The organism is Heyndrickxia coagulans 36D1, assembly GCF_000169195.2.
GTDB lineage: Bacteria > Bacillota > Bacilli > Bacillales > Bacillaceae_C > Weizmannia > Weizmannia faecalis.
In genome coordinates this window covers 3,197,909-3,213,339 of sequence record NC_016023.1, presented here as the reverse complement: position 1 = coordinate 3,213,339, position 15,431 = coordinate 3,197,909, and the positions used below count along the sequence as shown (strand labels likewise).

14 protein-coding genes are annotated in these 15,431 nt (G+C 46.9%); 5 read left to right on the top strand and 9 right to left on the bottom strand.

Annotated features, from left to right (window positions below; genetic code table 11):
• Nucleotides 1–22: 22 nt before the first annotated feature.
• From BCOA_RS32650 to BCOA_RS32640, 3 genes are all read right to left on the bottom strand, one after another.
• Entirely contained in the window at nucleotides 23–274 is a 252-nt protein-coding gene (locus tag BCOA_RS32650) for a CotD family spore coat protein (protein ID WP_014098202.1), read from the bottom strand.
• A gap of 338 nt (nucleotides 275–612) precedes the next feature.
• Nucleotides 613–1,911, bottom strand: coding sequence for a ribonuclease H-like domain-containing protein (locus BCOA_RS32645; RefSeq protein ID WP_014098201.1), 1,299 nt, complete (start codon nucleotides 1,909–1,911; stop codon nucleotides 613–615).
• Nucleotides 1,892–4,192, bottom strand: coding sequence for a DEAD/DEAH box helicase (locus tag BCOA_RS32640; protein ID WP_041818171.1), 2,301 nt, complete (start codon nucleotides 4,190–4,192; stop codon nucleotides 1,892–1,894). The genes BCOA_RS32645 and BCOA_RS32640 overlap by 20 nt, the downstream gene beginning before the upstream one ends.
• A 149-nt stretch (nucleotides 4,193–4,341) precedes the next feature.
• Here BCOA_RS32640 and BCOA_RS32635 point away from each other — a divergent pair, with 149 nt between their 5' ends.
• The gene (locus BCOA_RS32635) at nucleotides 4,342–4,785 is read left to right on the top strand and encodes an Hsp20/alpha crystallin family protein (RefSeq protein WP_014098199.1); all 444 of its coding nucleotides are present in this window, start codon (nucleotides 4,342–4,344) and stop codon (nucleotides 4,783–4,785) included.
• A gap of 65 nt (nucleotides 4,786–4,850) precedes the next feature.
• Here BCOA_RS32635 and BCOA_RS32630 read toward each other — a convergent pair whose 3' ends face one another.
• The 3 genes from BCOA_RS32630 to BCOA_RS32620 all read right to left on the bottom strand — a co-directional run bounded on the left by BCOA_RS32630 (nucleotide 4,851) and on the right by BCOA_RS32620 (nucleotide 6,086).
• The gene (locus tag BCOA_RS32630; RefSeq protein ID WP_014098198.1) at nucleotides 4,851–5,345 is read right to left on the bottom strand and encodes a YppG family protein; all 495 of its coding nucleotides are present in this window, start codon (nucleotides 5,343–5,345) and stop codon (nucleotides 4,851–4,853) included.
• A 71-nt stretch (nucleotides 5,346–5,416) separates the two neighbouring features.
• Nucleotides 5,417–5,779, bottom strand: coding sequence for a YppE family protein (locus BCOA_RS32625; RefSeq protein ID WP_014098197.1), 363 nt, complete (start codon nucleotides 5,777–5,779; stop codon nucleotides 5,417–5,419).
• Nucleotides 5,780–5,846: 67 nt separating this feature from the next.
• The gene (locus BCOA_RS32620; protein WP_014098196.1) at nucleotides 5,847–6,086 is read right to left on the bottom strand and encodes a hypothetical protein; all 240 of its coding nucleotides are present in this window, start codon (nucleotides 6,084–6,086) and stop codon (nucleotides 5,847–5,849) included.
• A 263-nt stretch (nucleotides 6,087–6,349) separates the two neighbouring features.
• Here BCOA_RS32620 and BCOA_RS35485 point away from each other — a divergent pair, with 263 nt between their 5' ends.
• The 3 genes from BCOA_RS35485 (at nucleotide 6,350) to BCOA_RS32605 (ending at nucleotide 10,076) form a co-directional block, all read left to right on the top strand.
• Nucleotides 6,350–6,460 carry a hypothetical protein gene (locus tag BCOA_RS35485; protein WP_014098195.1) on the top strand — a complete coding sequence of 37 codons (111 nt, stop codon included), beginning with the start codon at nucleotides 6,350–6,352 and terminating at the stop codon, nucleotides 6,458–6,460.
• Between the two features lie 182 nt (nucleotides 6,461–6,642).
• Nucleotides 6,643–7,248, top strand: coding sequence for a Holliday junction resolvase RecU (gene recU / locus BCOA_RS32610; RefSeq protein WP_014098194.1), 606 nt, complete (start codon nucleotides 6,643–6,645; stop codon nucleotides 7,246–7,248).
• A 92-nt stretch (nucleotides 7,249–7,340) separates the two neighbouring features.
• Nucleotides 7,341–10,076 (top strand): PBP1A family penicillin-binding protein, encoded by a 2,736-nt coding sequence (locus BCOA_RS32605; RefSeq protein ID WP_014098193.1) that lies wholly within the window; start codon nucleotides 7,341–7,343, stop codon nucleotides 10,074–10,076.
• Between the two features lie 128 nt (nucleotides 10,077–10,204).
• Here the strand turns inward: BCOA_RS32605 and ltrA (BCOA_RS32600) are convergent, their stop codons facing one another.
• From ltrA (BCOA_RS32600) to BCOA_RS32585, 3 genes are all read right to left on the bottom strand, one after another.
• Nucleotides 10,205–11,614: a group II intron reverse transcriptase/maturase gene (ltrA, locus tag BCOA_RS32600; protein WP_014098192.1), complete on the bottom strand. Its 1,410-nt coding sequence runs from the start codon at nucleotides 11,612–11,614 to the stop codon at nucleotides 10,205–10,207.
• A 446-nt stretch (nucleotides 11,615–12,060) separates the two neighbouring features.
• Complete coding sequence (nth, locus tag BCOA_RS32590; protein ID WP_014098191.1) at nucleotides 12,061–12,720, bottom strand: endonuclease III; 660 nt, start codon at nucleotides 12,718–12,720, stop codon at nucleotides 12,061–12,063.
• Between the two features lie 47 nt (nucleotides 12,721–12,767).
• Nucleotides 12,768–13,463 carry a DnaD domain-containing protein gene (locus BCOA_RS32585; RefSeq protein WP_014098190.1) on the bottom strand — a complete coding sequence of 232 codons (696 nt, stop codon included), beginning with the start codon at nucleotides 13,461–13,463 and terminating at the stop codon, nucleotides 12,768–12,770.
• Between the two features lie 509 nt (nucleotides 13,464–13,972).
• On the opposite strand from BCOA_RS32585, the gene ltrA (BCOA_RS32575) reads away from it, so the two are divergent.
• Complete coding sequence (gene ltrA, locus BCOA_RS32575) at nucleotides 13,973–15,382, top strand: group II intron reverse transcriptase/maturase (RefSeq protein ID WP_014098189.1); 1,410 nt, start codon at nucleotides 13,973–13,975, stop codon at nucleotides 15,380–15,382.
• The last annotated feature ends 49 nt before the right edge of the window (nucleotides 15,383–15,431 follow it).

Sequence of the window (15,431 nt, the reverse complement as noted above, 5' to 3'; positions counted from 1 at the left end):
GTTTGCCCTTGCCGTCCATTTGTCAGCAGCACTTCGGCCCGTGCGGTTTGACTGGATCAAAAAAGTTGCTGACCGTTCCCGGATCGGTTTGATTGACGTACGATTCCGTGTGCGGAAAGTAGTTTTGCTGATGAAATACATGGTGATTCACATGGGTTGTATGCGTCGGGAAAACATGCGGCACGATGACATCCTGGACGGTGTGCGTAACGCAGCATTTTGTCGGATGCACAACAGCCGGCATGATCCGCGGCGGGCAATGGTGGTGAAACATGTTCCGATCTCCTTTCATCATCAGACGTCTTTTTTCTTACACTACTAACCTATGACTCGGAAAGGGAACATGTACTAAGGAAAAAACCCAATTTGCCGTTTTAATCCACAACTCCCTCTCCCACGTCGCCCGGTGCATCGTTTTTCGACCTCTTTAACAATTCATTTTGATCAAAAACCATTTTAACGGGACTTTTGGCGGACTGCAATAAAAATGGCGGAAATCGACAAAGGACGCGCATTTTTCTCTGATCCAAAAGAAACCGACAAATCCCAACAAGGGGCGTTTCAAAATCCCGAATTCCCCGTCGAATCATGCGCTTGCCCAGGAAATAGCGGTTAAAAACCGGTTCTTTTCCCGGACATTTCCTTGCTGAAAGAGGATCTCGCCGGGATTTGGGCTTTCCGGTACAACCGTAAAAGGCGTTTTTCCGTTTCCAAACAGCATTTTTTCCATTTCCCTGAACCGAACTTGCCGTACTTTTGATAAATTTCCAGTCCCTTTTCGGCATAGCGGACGGCTTGCAAAAGGTCTTTTTTCTTGTGTTCATACAGTTTGGAAAGCTCAATGCACGCTTCGGCTCTGATCGTATCCGGCGCATTTTCGGCTAATTCAGCCCAAAGCATTCCGGCTTTCCTGTATGCTTTTTGTTTTTTATACTGGAAGGCCAGACGGTGTTTGGCAGCCAGATCATTTTCGCCGGCGGCCGCTTCAAAACTTTTCACGGCGGCATCATCTTCGCCGATATATTCAAACCATTTCCCGATAAGCCGTTTTTCCTTTGCCGTCTGGTTTGGGTCGGTCTCAAGAATTTGAAACGTAAGGTGGGTATACAAAGAAATAAGCGATAAAATGTCCTCTTCGTTATGGCGGATGACGCCAAGCAGGCCTTCCGGATTTTTGCGCTCAACGAAATCAAAATAAATCATCGGCGCCAAATATCCCGGAATATCCTCCTCGCGTTCCACTCCCAGAATTTCACGCTCCACATTCGCTAATTTCACGGACCCAAGTTCATCTTTCCACAGCCTTTTTGCCGCGTGGTACAAGTCAAAATGGCCAAATTCAGGCAGACGCGGCACGTGGTCGCGGATAAGCGTATGGCGCGTCTTTACCTGGGGCCAGTCAAACGCCTTCCCGTTATATGTAACGAGCGCAGTGTAATCGATATTTTCCAGGAAACTGTAGTAAAGCGGCACTTCAAGCCCCGGTTCCGGAAGAATATGCTGTTTTAAAATGACATTTTCTTCGGTAAAGGAAGCATATCCGAGCAAAAAAATCGTGTTGCCCGCCCCTCCCCCGAGGCCGGTCGTTTCGGTATCGAAAAAAAACAAATCAAACGGGCTGTAGCCTTTGGCGGATAAAGGGTGCCGGACCGGCTTTTGCTGCCACAGTTTGACGGCATCAAAATAGTCGCGAAAAGCATATTTGCCGTGCTTTGTTTCAAGCGGGTAGCGGACTTCACGGATGAGGCAGTACTCGCCATCCAAATCATACAGCGAAGCGCCCGCCTTTTCCCACATTTCAAAGAAAGGAACAGAATCGGTCTGGGATGCTTCCACCCGTTCGGCAGGCTCAGGCTGGTCTCTCACGATATGGTTTTTCATCCGGTTTAATTTATCTTTTAATCCCGGCATGTTGCGCCCCTCCTTTGATCGCCCCGAGCCAGAAATCAAACAGCCGGACGGCGGCCTGTTTTGCGCCCGCGGCAGCCGTTTCTGCGCCCGTACAGGAAGGGCACCCGTCTTCGCAAGGGCAGTTTACAACCATCGCTCTTGCAGATTCCAAAATTTCCCTAGCCCCGCCATAGATTTTTTCACTCAGGCCGATGCCGCCCGGATACCGGTCATACAAAAAGATTGTTGGCTTTTCGTCATGGATCGCTTTCACCTGGGGCACGGCCTGGATATCATGGGCATCACACATGGCAAAAAGCGGCGCAATCGACTGGAGTGCGTGCGCAGCGCCGGTAAGCGCGCCTTCCAGCAAATGTTTTGGCACCGCATCTTCCCCCATGGAAAACCAAACGGCATTCGTGTGCAGTTCCATTTCCGGAAGGTGGATCGGCCCCGAGCCAATGTTTTCATGCGTGTTAAATTTAATTTTTTTGAAAATCGTCGGCATCGCCCGGACCATCACATCCCCATAGCCGATGATGGCATCCTGCAAAACGGTCTTTCGGTCTTGTTCCAGCACTTTCAGCTCCACCGCCAGATTGGCATCCGTGTAATAATCAACAGCGACTTCACGGACAAATGCCTTTTTCTCTTCCCAGTCCAGCTTTTCAACCTGATACTGCACCGCCTGATGCAAATAAATCGCCTCTTCATGGAGCAATGTCATCGCGCTGAACTGGTCCATTTCACCGATCACGCGCACATCCGGCGCATGGGTCATATCGATAATGACGACATTTTCCTGCGACGCGGAACGAAGGCTGATATTGTGGGCCGGAAAAGCATCATTCATCCAGTACCAGGCATCCCCGCGCCGGTGGAGAATCCGTTCATCCGCTAAAAACTCGAGCACGTCCTCGATTTCAACGTTGCCAAACGTTTCCCCTTTTTTAAACGGTAGTTCGTATGCAGCGCATTTGACATGGTCCACTAAAATGACAAGATTATCGGGGTTGATGCGCGCTGTCTCCGGGGACCGGTTGAAAAAGAAGCCCGGATTACGGATGATGTACTGGTCAAGCGGGCTTGAGCCGGCAACAAGGATGACGAGCGATTCCCCCTGCCTTCTTCCTGCGCGCCCGGCCTGCTGCCAGGCGCTCGCAATTGTGCCCGGATAGCCGGTCATAATACAGACCTGGAGCTGGCCGATATCGACACCGAGCTCGAGGGCGTTCGTGCTGACAATCCCGTATATGTCCCCATTTCTTAATCCCTGCTCGATTTTCCGCCGCTCCGTTGGAAGATATCCTCCCCTGTAGCCCATGATCGACTTTTCCCCGAGTTCATCTTTTACGAGTTCCTGCAAGTATTTTAAGATGATTTCGACGCGCACACGACTTCTTGCAAAAACAATCGTCTGGATTTTGTTTTTCAAAAGTTCCCCTGCAATTTTCCGGACTTCAAGCGTGGCGCTTCTCCGGATGTTCAACGGCTTATTCACAAGCGGCGGGTTGTAAAAAAGAAAATGCTTCGTTCCACTTGGCGCGCCGTTTTGGTCAATCAGTTCCATTTTTTTGCCGGTTAGCTTTTCCGCCAGCTCTTTCGGGTTTTGGATCGTCGCGGACGTGCAAATAAAAACCGGATCGCTCCCGTAATAACGGCAAATCCGCTTTAATCTGCGCAACACATTGGCGACATGGCTGCCGAACACACCGCGGTATATATGCAGTTCGTCGATCACCACAAATCTTAGATTTTCAAAAAACGACACCCATTTTGTATGGTGGGGCAAAATGGCGGAATGCAGCATATCCGGATTGGTAATGACGATATGGCCGGCTTTGCGAACGCGCTGCCGGATATTTGAAGGCGTGTCCCCGTCATATGTATAACTGTTTACCGGCACGCCGGCTTCTTCAATGATTTCGTTTATTTCACTTTTCTGGTCCTGCGCGAGCGCTTTTGTCGGAAACATATAGAGCGCGCGTGCATCTGGGTTTTGAAGGATGGTCTCGAGCACAGGCAGATTATAACAAAGCGTTTTGCCTGATGCAGTCGGGGTAACGGCCGTAAAATCTTTTCCTGCCATGGCAAGCCGATATGCCTCTGCCTGGTGGGTATACAATGACGAAATTCCTCTTTTTTCGAGTGCCGAAAGCACAGCCGGTGTGATGCTGCCAGGAAAAGGCACCGTTACAGCCGGCTTCCCTTCAATCGTATGCCAATGGACGATCCGTTCCTGGAAAGAACGGTCCATCTGCAACTGCTCCAATATTTCCTGCAAATTCTTTTTTCTGAACATCTTTCCTCACCCCGCTATCTATTATATCGAATAGACGTTCGTTTTAAAAGCATTCTTTCACATTTTCCGCTTGGTTTTCATATTATACAGCGAAAGAGTGCTGTGCAACCATTCATTTTCTTTATCATCAATAAGAAAGGAGCCTGCCGATGTCCAATTTATCCGGCCCGGATGAAAAGCATCCTTTTTACGGGCTGATGCAAGCGATGGACCAATTTTTTCAGGAAAAACCGGTCAAACATTTTTTTGAGAATCTCGATGAATTTTTTTCTTTTGATACGATCCCGGTCCGCCTTGAAGAAAAAGATGAAGCTTATGTACTGACAGCCAAACTGCCCGGGTATGAAAAAGGCCAGATTGAGATTGAAGTTTATGATCAATATCTCACCATTAGCGCCAGGCATGAGGAAGCCGTTTCAAGTTTGGATGAAACGAAAAAAGCTTACGAAAAGAAAAGCGCATTCCGCCGGATAAGCCGGACGGTGCCCCTGCCGCCACTGGTGGACGGGGATCAGATTCAGGCAAAATTTGAAAACGGGCTGCTTGTGATTTTGATGCCGAAAGGAAAGAAAAAAAAGCTGAGGATTGAATAAGAGGCCGGGAGCGTCCCGGTTTTTTCCGTTTTTTGTCCCTTTTTTAAGCAAAACGGCCCGGAAGCCTATTTTGTAAACAGGCCCCCGAGCCCTTTGACCATCGATGATACTTGATTAATCGCATTGATCATCTGTCCGGCAGTATTGACCATTTTATTAAAATCAATGGAGCCATCCTGGGATTTGAAGGAATTCAAAAAAGATCCCCCCATTTGCGGCGGCTTTGGCGGAACAGGCTGATGCGGGTACGGATGGCCGAACCCTGCCGCACCGTGCTGGGTGTTTGGCTTTTCAGCTGCCTCGAGCGGGTTTCCGAACAAATGCATGGCAGCTTCTTCCCCGGCATGCTGGCCGCTTTGTCCGTGCATATGCCAGGCCTGACCGTACCCGCCCGGATGCTGGCCGTACGGATACGGCGCTGGGGGGTATCCATAAACATGCGGGGAATGCTGCCCGGGATATGGAAATTGCGGGTAATACGGACCGGCCCCCGGCATTACAGGATACCGTCCTATGTTTCTTGTGCGCCGGCTGCTGTAAGGATCTTGAAAAACGCGCATTGCCATCGCCTCCTGCCTGCTTCACCAATAATGTATGTGGCATCTGGCAATTGGTGATGTGTCCATATCCTTTACGATTTCTCCAATGCTTCCTGCAAGCATTGGAGAATATATTTCACCGACTGAAAATGGTCGAGCATCATTTTGCGGCTCGATGACGGGTAAAAAGCACGCACCGCAACCATTTGCAAATTTTCGGCCGTATGTTCAAGCTGGGACGGAAAAAGATGCGCCGGCCTCCGGGCTTCCACCCATGCTTTTGCGGCCGGGAGCCACCTGTCAATGGCATCCTGCAACGTATCGCAAAAAGGCTTGACTTCGCTGAAAAAATCCTTTTCCACCCCTGTTTCCTTTACTTCCTGGTACAGGTCGTAAAGCTCAAGCGTGTACGCAATCAGCTGCTCGTTTAACGCTTGTAATTGCCCTTCTTCCATTTCTGTTCACCCTTCTAACCGGATATTCTCCCTTCGCCGGGTTTTTTTACGGGAGACTTCTTTCATTTTAGGAAGTTTTTTTGTTTTCATCAATCCGCAAGCTTTCCGCCCTGTATGTTTTTCTGAATGCTTCCGCCCTTTTTTCCAAATGATCCAGCTTCATTTCTGCTTTTTTCAAATGGTACCACTGCTTTATCGACTGCTTTCTTGCTTCCTTCTCCGCCTTATGCCGGATCTCTGTCCCAATATTTTCGAGTGCCTCTTCCATTTTTTCCAGCCCGTTTAAAAATGCGGCTTTCGGTATCATTTGTTTTCCCCCTTGAATTTCATCATGCCTATTCATTCTCTGCCAGGCGGCCCGGTCCCTTCATGCCTGACAAAACTAGAAGCAATTCGGCAAAGAAAACGGGTTTCTTCATTTTGCGTTTTCTTTCGACAGCGTGCCTCCATTTTGGGCGCATTTTTCCCGGCTGCGCCAACTTTCGTGCCGGCATGTATGCAAAAGGCGGAACTGCAAACAATAAATATGCCGGAAAATCCGGTGACACCAATTTCAGGAGGTGGGTTTCCATGAAAACGAATGACAACAAAGCACAACAACAGAAAAAAGCACGGGAACAGAAAGGGTCTTTGGCAAAAGGAGATAAGAAGCTGAACGGCCCTGACCGCCCTTCCACCTAATGAAAGCAAAAAGCAAGGAAATGTTTCCTTGCTTTTTGTTTTGCCTGTTTTTAGCGAAAAAAACCGGGCAGGCCGGTTCCTTGTCCCCCGCCGGCGCAAAAGGGGCCGAAAGACTGTTTTTTTTATTACATATTCTTTGTCTGTTCTGCTATGATATAATTTAGCTTATGAGGTGAGGGAACATGGAATTGCGTTATCCAAACGGAAAAAAGTATAAAGGGAAAAAAAACAAAGCCGGACGGAAAAATGCGAACCAAATTTTATACGGCAACCGCGGGATGACACTGGAAGAGGATCTGAATGAAACCAATGCTTATTATTTGCAGGAAGGCATTGCCGTTATCCATAAAAAACCGACCCCGATCCAGATTGTCCAGGTCGATTATCAGTCACGGAGCACAGCCGTCATTAAAGAAGCCTATTTTAAACAGCCGTCCACAACCGATTACAACGGGGTGATGAACGGTAAATATATAGACTTTGAAGCAAAGGAAACGCAAAACCATACTTCTTTTCCGCTTCATAACTTCCATGAGCATCAAATCAGCCATATGAAACAGGTGGTGGCGCAAGGCGGAATTTGCTTTGTCATTCTCCGTTTTGCGAAGGAAGAAGAAATTTTTTTGCTGGAATCCCGCCATTTATTTTTTTATTGGGATAGAATGCTTGCCGGAGGGAGAAAATCGATAAAAAAAGAAGAAATTGAAGAAAACGGGCACCCTATACCGGTTGGATACCGGCCGAGAATTGATTACATCGCCGTTTTAAAACAATTGTATGCTTTATAGTTGTTGCCCGGCCGGATGATTGACGGATCCGGCAACAATATGTTTTGAATCTAAATCGGCTTTTTCAGATTTAGAAGAAAGGAATGCTGAGCATGGCAGAAAAATACCAATCCCGCGAAGAACGCCGGAAACAAATGCAGGCAAATCAACATAAAAAGAAGAGGAAAAAACCGAAAAACAAATTTTTAACATTTATAAATCGGCTCATTCTTGTCTGCTTTCTTGTCGGGCTGGCCGGAGTCATTGCGGGAATCAGCACTTTTGCGTATTACGCAAGCAGCTCCCCAAAACTGACGAAGAAGCAGTTATCCGACCCGATTCCATCGGTGATTAAGGATAAAAGCAACAAAACAGTCGCAACGCTCGGGGCACAGAACCGGAAATATATTGATTATGAAGAGCTTCCAAAACAGATGGAAAACGCGATTCTTTCGACGGAAGACGCACGGTTCTATCATCACCACGGGATCGACCCGATTCGGCTCGGGGGTGCGGTGGTCGCAAACTTTACCAAAGGGTTCGGATCCGAGGGGGCGAGCACCCTCACCCAGCAGGTCGTTTCCATGGCATTAAATAATAAAAACGAAAAAACATTAAAGCGGAAGGCCCAGGAAGCGTGGCTAGCGATCCAGCTTGAGCGGAAATATACAAAGCATGAAATCCTTGAAATGTATGTCAATAAAGTCTATATGTCAGACGGTGTCTTCGGCTTTGAGACAGCCGCTGAACATTATTATGGCAAATCTTTAAGCAAATTATCACTGCCGGAAATTGCCGTACTGGCCGGCATGCCGCAAAGCCCGAATAATTATAATCCGTTTGACCATCCGGATCTGACGAAGAAAAGAAGGGACATTGTCCTGTCAATGATGTACAAAAACAATAAAATTACAAAGGCAGAAATGGAAAAAGCGCAGGCCACCCCGGTTTCGGCCGGACTGGTCAAAGAAAAAGAGCGGAATACAAACGCGAACAAATATCCTGCCTTTGTCAATGAAGTCATTAAGGAAGTGCAGAAACTCGGGAACTATAATGTGTATGCCGATGGTTTAACCATTTATACAACCCTGGATTCTTCCGCACAGCAATATACGGAAAAAATCTTAAACACCAATTCGATCATCAATTATCCGGATAAAAAAATGCAGGCCGGCATTGCCCTGATCGATACGAAAACAGGCGAAATCCGTGCGCTCGGCGGCGGGCGCAATATGAAACTTGACCGCGGCTTCAACTATGCCGTTGATACGAAGCGTTCGCCGGGATCAACGATCAAACCGATTCTTGACTACGGGCCGGCGATTGAGTACTTGCACTGGTCAACCGGGCACCAATTGAACGATGTCGCAACCACTTATTCGGACGGAACGCCGATTAATGACTGGGATAACCGGTTCCTTGGCAAGATGAGCATGCGCAAGGCACTGTATTTATCACGGAATATTCCTGCCTATGAAACATATAAAGAAGTTGGAAAGGAAAGGGCCATCCGTTTTGCAAAAAAACTCGGCCTTGATTTAAACAGCAAAGAAATCGTTGAATCTTCATCCATCGGCGGAGGGGTGCAAGTTTCACCGTTGCAGATGGCTTCCGCTTACGCCGCATTCGGCAATGAAGGCATATACAACAAGCCGCATGCCATCCGGAAAATTGTCCTGCGTGACGGGGTCACGGAAATCAAACCGCATGTCCAGTCCAAAATCGCCATGAGTGATTTTACGGCTTATATGATTACGGACGTGCTGAAAGATGTGCTGACAAAAGGTACCGGGACAACCGCCCATATTCCAGGATTGCCTGCCGCCGGTAAAACGGGCACAACGAATTTTGATAAAGATGAGCTGGCAAAATACGGGATTTTGAGTTCTTCTGTGCGGGATTCCTGGTTTGCGGGCTACACGACAAGATATTCGTTAGCTGTATGGACCGGATACGAAAGCGAGAAAGGCAAAAAATATGGCGTCACAAGGCCGTATCAAACGGTTGCGCAGCAAATTTACCGCCACTTGATGCGCTATGTATCGGAAGGCAAAGAAACGCCTGACTTTACGATGCCAAAAAGTGTCGTCAGAATGGGAAGCGAATTGTATATCCGCGGCCATATCGATACAGCGATTGATAAAAAATCCGTTACCCAGGATGCGCCGGCAAATGTTCACGCAGCGTATGATGCAAACAGCAAAAAAATTACGGTTACCTGGGATTATGAAGGATCAGGTGCAACCTTTAACGTCTCCGGCACAATAAACGGCAGCGCGGCGTCATTCGGTTCGACTTCAGGAAAATCGATCACCGTTGCCAATCCGAAAGCGGGCGCAACGTATGTCTTCAATGTCACCGCCACGGTAAATGGCGTGAAAAGCAAAGCGGCATCCGCCAGTGTAACGGTTCCGGGGGATAGCACGGACACGAAGGCGGATGATAACCAAAACAAGCAACCGGAAGACAATGCCCAAAAACAACCGGATGCAAACAATTCAAATACGAATAGCAATACCGGCACTGACACCAATCAGTCCGGCGAAAACAAAGACAACACCGGCTCAGACAAGGGAACAAACAGCGGCAATTCAAACGGCACCGGCTCGGAAAACAGCGGAAACGGCAACAGCAACAAAGATAACAACAACGGTCCAGGAAACAGTTCAGGCACTGGCCCTTCAAGCGGAAATGACAGACCGGCAAACAATGGAGCAGGCACTCATGGCAAGGGAAACAGCGGTTCAAACGGAAACCAAGGGATCAATACGAACGGCGGGAACAGTTCCAATAAAGGCGAAAACAGTTCGGGCAACACGTCCGCAAATAACAATACCGGTTCTGAATAAAAAAGCACGTGATTGATGGCTTCCTGTGCTCCCGCCGGTTCGCAATCGAGTAGGAGGCTAATCATTATTTGATTAGCCGACCTCTCACACCACCGTGCGTACGGTTCCGTACACGGCGGTTCTAAAGTTTACGACCGTACAGACAGATAATAATCCAGAAAACTTATATACCTTGCTCTTCGAAAGAGTTCGTTTGTAAGGGTTCTGGCTAAGATATGGCTGCCGGAGATTCTCCAGTAGCCTTTTCTTGTGTTAGCCCATTCCCACGCCTTTCTTTTATTGATCCCTAATTTCTTGAGCCAATAAAATCTTGTGCGTACTCTCTTCCATCTTTTCCAAGTTACCATTCGCATTCTTCTTCGTGTCCATTGGTCCAGTCTGGTTACCAGACTTTTCATATCCGCTAGCTTGTAGTAATTTACCCATCCTCGGACAGTGTCATTTAGCCTTTTCTTTCTTTCCTCTATGCTTAATCCGTTGCTCCTTCCTGTGATTGTGCGAATTTTCTCCTTTAATTTTTGAACACCCTTCGGGTGTACCCGGAATTTGCATTTTCCTTCATAAAGGTAGAATCCATAACTTAGGAATTTGATGTTTCTAATATGTGTGATCATCGTCTTCTCTCGGTTCACTTTGAGTCGCAATTTCTTCTCAATGAATGGGAGAATGTTATGGTATGTTCTTTCACAGCTTCTTCGGCTTTTGCAGAATATGATCACATCATCAGCGTAACGGACAAATCGGTGATTTCTTGCTTCCATTTCTTTATCCAATTCGTTTAACATTACATTGGCAAGAAGCGGACTTAGTGGTCCTCCTTGTGGAACACCGAAATCATTTGTTGTCCTTACCCCTTTGATCATAACACCTGCATTTAGGAATTTATGGATTAAGGAGATTACACGTCCGTCGTGAATTGTTTCACTCAATATCTGGATAAGCTTACTATGGTTTACCGTGTCAAAGTACTGTTCTAAGTCCAGATCTACTACATACTGGTATCCTTCATTTACATTCTTTTGGCACTTGAGAAGTGCCTGATGTGTACTTCTATGTGGTCGGAAACCATAGCTATTGTCTGAAAACTTTCTTTCATATATAGGGACTAGGACCTGCGAAATGGCTTGTTGGATGACTCGGTCCACTACCGTTGGTATTCCAAGTTTCCTTGTTTTCCCGTTGTCTTTTGGTATTTCTACCCTTCTAACGGGTTGGGGCTTGTATGTCCCATTTCGAATGGAGAGGACGAGTTCCCTCTGGTGTTCAGTTAGGTATGCCAAAAGTTCACCTGTTTTCATTCCATCGACACCGCCCGCACCTTTGTTTTTCTTTACCTTTTTATAGGCACGGTGCAGGTTATTACTTGAAAGGATTCGTTCAAGCATCCATTCGTTCTGTCTGTTGGTGTTAGTGGTGTTGTTTTCGGTTATCCTCTTGAAACTATGCCCTCTGTCATATTCTTCCTGTTCCGCAGTATCTTTTTGACAGCAGGTTTCTTCCTGTTTTCTGCATTTGTTCGTTTCTTCGGTAACTTTCATTGACTTCCACTTCCTTTAGTTCAGCCCTTCCTTCGATGCCCCAGGCATCTCCGTACTATGGCTTCTGCTGACTTCTCACGGCAAATCTTGTTTCAACCAGGTTTCATACTCTGTTTCCACCTGTCCGTGAGACCTCCCGTGGTAAGGTGATTCACTTTCGTTCCATGTACCCGCACCATTTACGTTTCCACATCCGGATAGCTTTTGGGCTTCGACTTGTTTGGCAGCCTCACCCTGTGAGAGTACGCCTAATGATGTTCGTGTTCCTCGGGTCAGAATTTTGCCTCCAGCTTCCTTCGGATTCCATCTCACGATGGACACCCTTGCTCTTGGCTAATGGTTGGTCGCTACCTACCCCCATAGCGGACTTTCACCGCCTAGCGAATCGCCATGCACGGCGCACCCAAAAAAGCATGGAGAATCAGTTCTCCATGCTTTTTGTATTGTTATTTCTTGTTCTCTTTCTGCTTCATCCGTTTCTTCCCTTCCCTGCACAGGTCAAGAAGCGGGCAGATTTCACATTGCGGGCGCTGGGCCTTACAATGGTAGCGGCCGAAGAAGATCATCCGGTGGTGCGTGATCGACCATTCTTCTTTCGGCACTTTTTTCATTAAGGTTTGTTCCACTTCCAATACACTGTCTTTGTAGCGGCAAAAACCGAGCCGTTTGCTTACTCTCTCCACATGGGTATCGACAGCAATGGCCGGAATGCCAAAAGCAACCGACAGGACAACGTTTGCCGTTTTTCTGCCGACGCCGGGCAGTTTCATTAGTTCTTCACGTGTTTGCGGCACTTCCCGCCCGTATTCCTCGATGAGCATCCGACAAAGTTTTTGGATGTTTTTTGCTTTGTTGCGGTATAGGCCGATCGACCGGATGTCCTGCTGCAGTTCTTCAAGCGGCACGGCAATATAATCATCCGGCGTTTTATACTTTTGAAACAGATTTTTTGTCACTTTATTGACGAGCGCATCGGTGCACTGGGCGGATAATGTTACCGCGATCAGCAGCTCAAAAGGATTTGAATGATTCAATTCACAGCGGGCATCCGGAAACATTTCCCCCATTGTCTCAAGGCAATGCCGGATTTGTTTTTTTGTCAGCATTTCTCAAACTCCTGTAACTAGTTTACATAAAATTATTATTGTCACCTTTATTGTTCGAGCCAGTTATAAAACGGCACCGGATTGGTCGTTTTCGGTTTTTCTGTTTGCGGTTTTGACGATTTACGGAAATTCCTTCCATATTCACGTGCTTCATCCACCGTCCGGATTCCGTTCTTTTTCCATTCAAACAAAATGCGGTCTATGTAGCGGAAATTCAGTTTGCCGGAGATGACGGCTTCGCGCAGGGCGGCTTTGATCAGATCAGGGGATTGCCCGTCCTGGTCAATCCACATCGCCAATGTTTCGCATTCGAGCGGCGACAGCGGCCTGCCAAACTCCTGTTCAAACGTGGTGTATAAATCGGTTTCTTCGTTTACGCTTTTTTCAAGCTCGTCCTGTTTTTTCTCATAGATAAATTCATCGGCGAGTTTCGCCCACAGCGGCATGATCGAATATTTTTCATACAGGATGCCACCTTCCCCTTCCCCTTCTTCAATGGACAAAAACTGATGCTGGATTAGACGCCGCAAAATCGAAACGCACATACTTTCCGGAATGGTAAGCCTGCCTGCCAGATCTTCAGGCGTCGGAAACGCATTTCCCTCTTTTAAAAAAGAATAAACTTGCAGCAAAAGCACAAGTTCCGTTTCATTCAGGCCAAGCTGTTTGTATTTTTTCAATAAGAGCTGGGGGACGGTCAATATCCCTTCTTCCCACCAGGCAAGCAAAAGATCTTTATCCATGTTGGACACCTCAATGTAAGTATAGCAGTTTAAAAACGGCAAGGGAATTGAAAAAAACATCTGAAAAGAAAAACGGCTGCACACCGTCAATGCAGCCGTTTTTTCAGTGCGCCGTGCATGGCGATTCGCTAGGCGGTGTAAGTCCGCTATGGGGGTAGGTAGCGACCAACCATTAGCCAAGAGCAAGGGTGTCCATCGTGAGATGGAATCTGAAGGAAGCTGGAGGCAAAATTCTGACCCGAGGAACACGAACATCATTAGGCGTACTCTCACAGGGTAAGGCTGCTGAACAAGTCAAAGCCCAAAAGCTATCCGGATGTGGAAACGTAAATGGTGCGGGTACATGGAATGAAAGCAAATCACCTTACCACGGGAGGTCTCACGGACAGGTGGAAACAGAGTATGAAACCTGGTTGAAACAAGATTTGCCGTGAGAAGTCAGCAGAAGCCATAGTACGGAGATGCCTGGAGCATCGAAGGAAGGGCTGAACTAAAGGAAGTGGAAGTCAATGAAAGTTACCGAAGAAACGAACAAATGCAGAAAACAGGAAGAAACCTGCTGTCAAAAAGATACTGCGGAACAGGAAGGATATGGCAGAGGGCATAGTTTCAAGAGGATAACTGAAAACAACACCACTAACACCAACAGACAGAACGAATGGATGCTCGAACGAATCCTTTCAAGTAATAACCTGCACCGTGCCTATAAAAAGGTAAAGAAAAACAAAGGTGAGGGCGGTGTCGATGGAATGAAAACAGGTGAACTTTTGGCATACCTAACTGAACATCAGAGGGAACTCGTCCTCTCCATTCGAAATGGGACATACAAGCCCCAACCCGTTAGAAGGGTAGAAATTCCAAAAGACAACGGGAAAACAAGGAAACTTGGAATACCAACGGTAGTAGACCGAGTCATCCAACAAGCCATTTCGCAGGTCCTAGTCCCTATATATGAAAGAAAGTTCTCAGACAATAGCTATGGTTTCCGACCACATAGAAGTACACATCAGGCACTTCTCAAGTGCCAAAAGAATGTAAATGAAGGATACCAGTATGTAGTAGACCTGGACTTAGAACAGTACTTTGACACGGTAAACCATAGTAAGCTTATCCAGATATTGAGTGAAACAATTCACGACGGACGTGTAATCTCCTTAATCCATAAATTCCTAAATGCAGGTGTTATGATCAAAGGAATAAGGACAACAAATGATTTCGGTGTTCCACAAGGAGGACCACTAAGTCCGCTTCTTGCCAATGTAATGTTAAACGAATTGGATAAAGAAATGGAAGCAAGAAATCACCGATTTGTCCGTTACGCTGATGATGTGATCATATTCTGTAAAAGCCGAAGAAGCTGCGAAAGAACATACCATAACATTCTCCCATTCATTGAGAAGAAATTGCGACTCAAAGTGAACCGAGAGAAGACGATGATCACACATATTAGAAACATCAAGTTCCTGAGTTATGGATTTTACCTTTATGAAGGAAAATGCAAATTCCGGGTACACCCGAAGGGTGTTCAAAAATTAAAGGAGAAAATTCGCAGAATCACAGGAAGAAGCAACGGATTAAGCGTAGAGGAAAGAAAGAAAAGGCTAAACGACACTGTCCGAGGATGGGTAAATTACTACAAGCTAGCGGATATGAAAAGTCTGGTAACCAGACTGGACCAATGGACACGAAGAAGAATGCGAATGGTAACTTGGAAAAGATGGAAGAGAGTACGCACAAGATTTTATTGGCTCAAGAAATTAGGGATCAATAAAAGAAAGGCGTGGGAATGGGCTAACACAAGAAAAGGCTACTGGAGAATCTCCGGCAGCCATATCTTAGCTAGAACCCTTACAAACGAACTCTTCCGAAGAGCAAGGTATATAAGTTTTCTGGATTACTATCTGTCTGTACGGTCGTAAACTTTAGAACCGCCGTGTACGGAACCGTACGCACGGTGGTGTGAGAGGT

Coding starts and splice junctions, on each gene's coding strand:
- recU (WP_014098194.1), top strand. CDS start 6,643: ATGGAATTGCGTTATCCAAACGGAAAAAAGTATAAAGGGAAAAAAAAC.
- ltrA (WP_014098192.1), bottom strand. CDS start 11,614: ATGAAAGTTACCGAAGAAACGAACAAATGCAGAAAACAGGAAGAAACC.
- BCOA_RS32620 (WP_014098196.1), bottom strand. CDS start 6,086: ATGATACCGAAAGCCGCATTTTTAAACGGGCTGGAAAAAATGGAAGAG.
- ltrA (WP_014098189.1), top strand. CDS start 13,973: ATGAAAGTTACCGAAGAAACGAACAAATGCAGAAAACAGGAAGAAACC.
- BCOA_RS32640 (WP_041818171.1), bottom strand. CDS start 4,192: ATGTTCAGAAAAAAGAATTTGCAGGAAATATTGGAGCAGTTGCAGATG.
- BCOA_RS32630 (WP_014098198.1), bottom strand. CDS start 5,345: ATGCGCGTTTTTCAAGATCCTTACAGCAGCCGGCGCACAAGAAACATA.
- BCOA_RS32585 (WP_014098190.1), bottom strand. CDS start 13,463: ATGGATAAAGATCTTTTGCTTGCCTGGTGGGAAGAAGGGATATTGACC.
- BCOA_RS35485 (WP_014098195.1), top strand. CDS start 6,350: ATGAAAACGAATGACAACAAAGCACAACAACAGAAAAAAGCACGGGAA.
- BCOA_RS32625 (WP_014098197.1), bottom strand. CDS start 5,779: ATGGAAGAAGGGCAATTACAAGCGTTAAACGAGCAGCTGATTGCGTAC.
- nth (WP_014098191.1), bottom strand. CDS start 12,720: ATGCTGACAAAAAAACAAATCCGGCATTGCCTTGAGACAATGGGGGAA.
- BCOA_RS32635 (WP_014098199.1), top strand. CDS start 4,342: ATGTCCAATTTATCCGGCCCGGATGAAAAGCATCCTTTTTACGGGCTG.
- BCOA_RS32605 (WP_014098193.1), top strand. CDS start 7,341: ATGGCAGAAAAATACCAATCCCGCGAAGAACGCCGGAAACAAATGCAG.
- BCOA_RS32645 (WP_014098201.1), bottom strand. CDS start 1,911: ATGCCGGGATTAAAAGATAAATTAAACCGGATGAAAAACCATATCGTG.
- BCOA_RS32650 (WP_014098202.1), bottom strand. CDS start 274: ATGTTTCACCACCATTGCCCGCCGCGGATCATGCCGGCTGTTGTGCAT.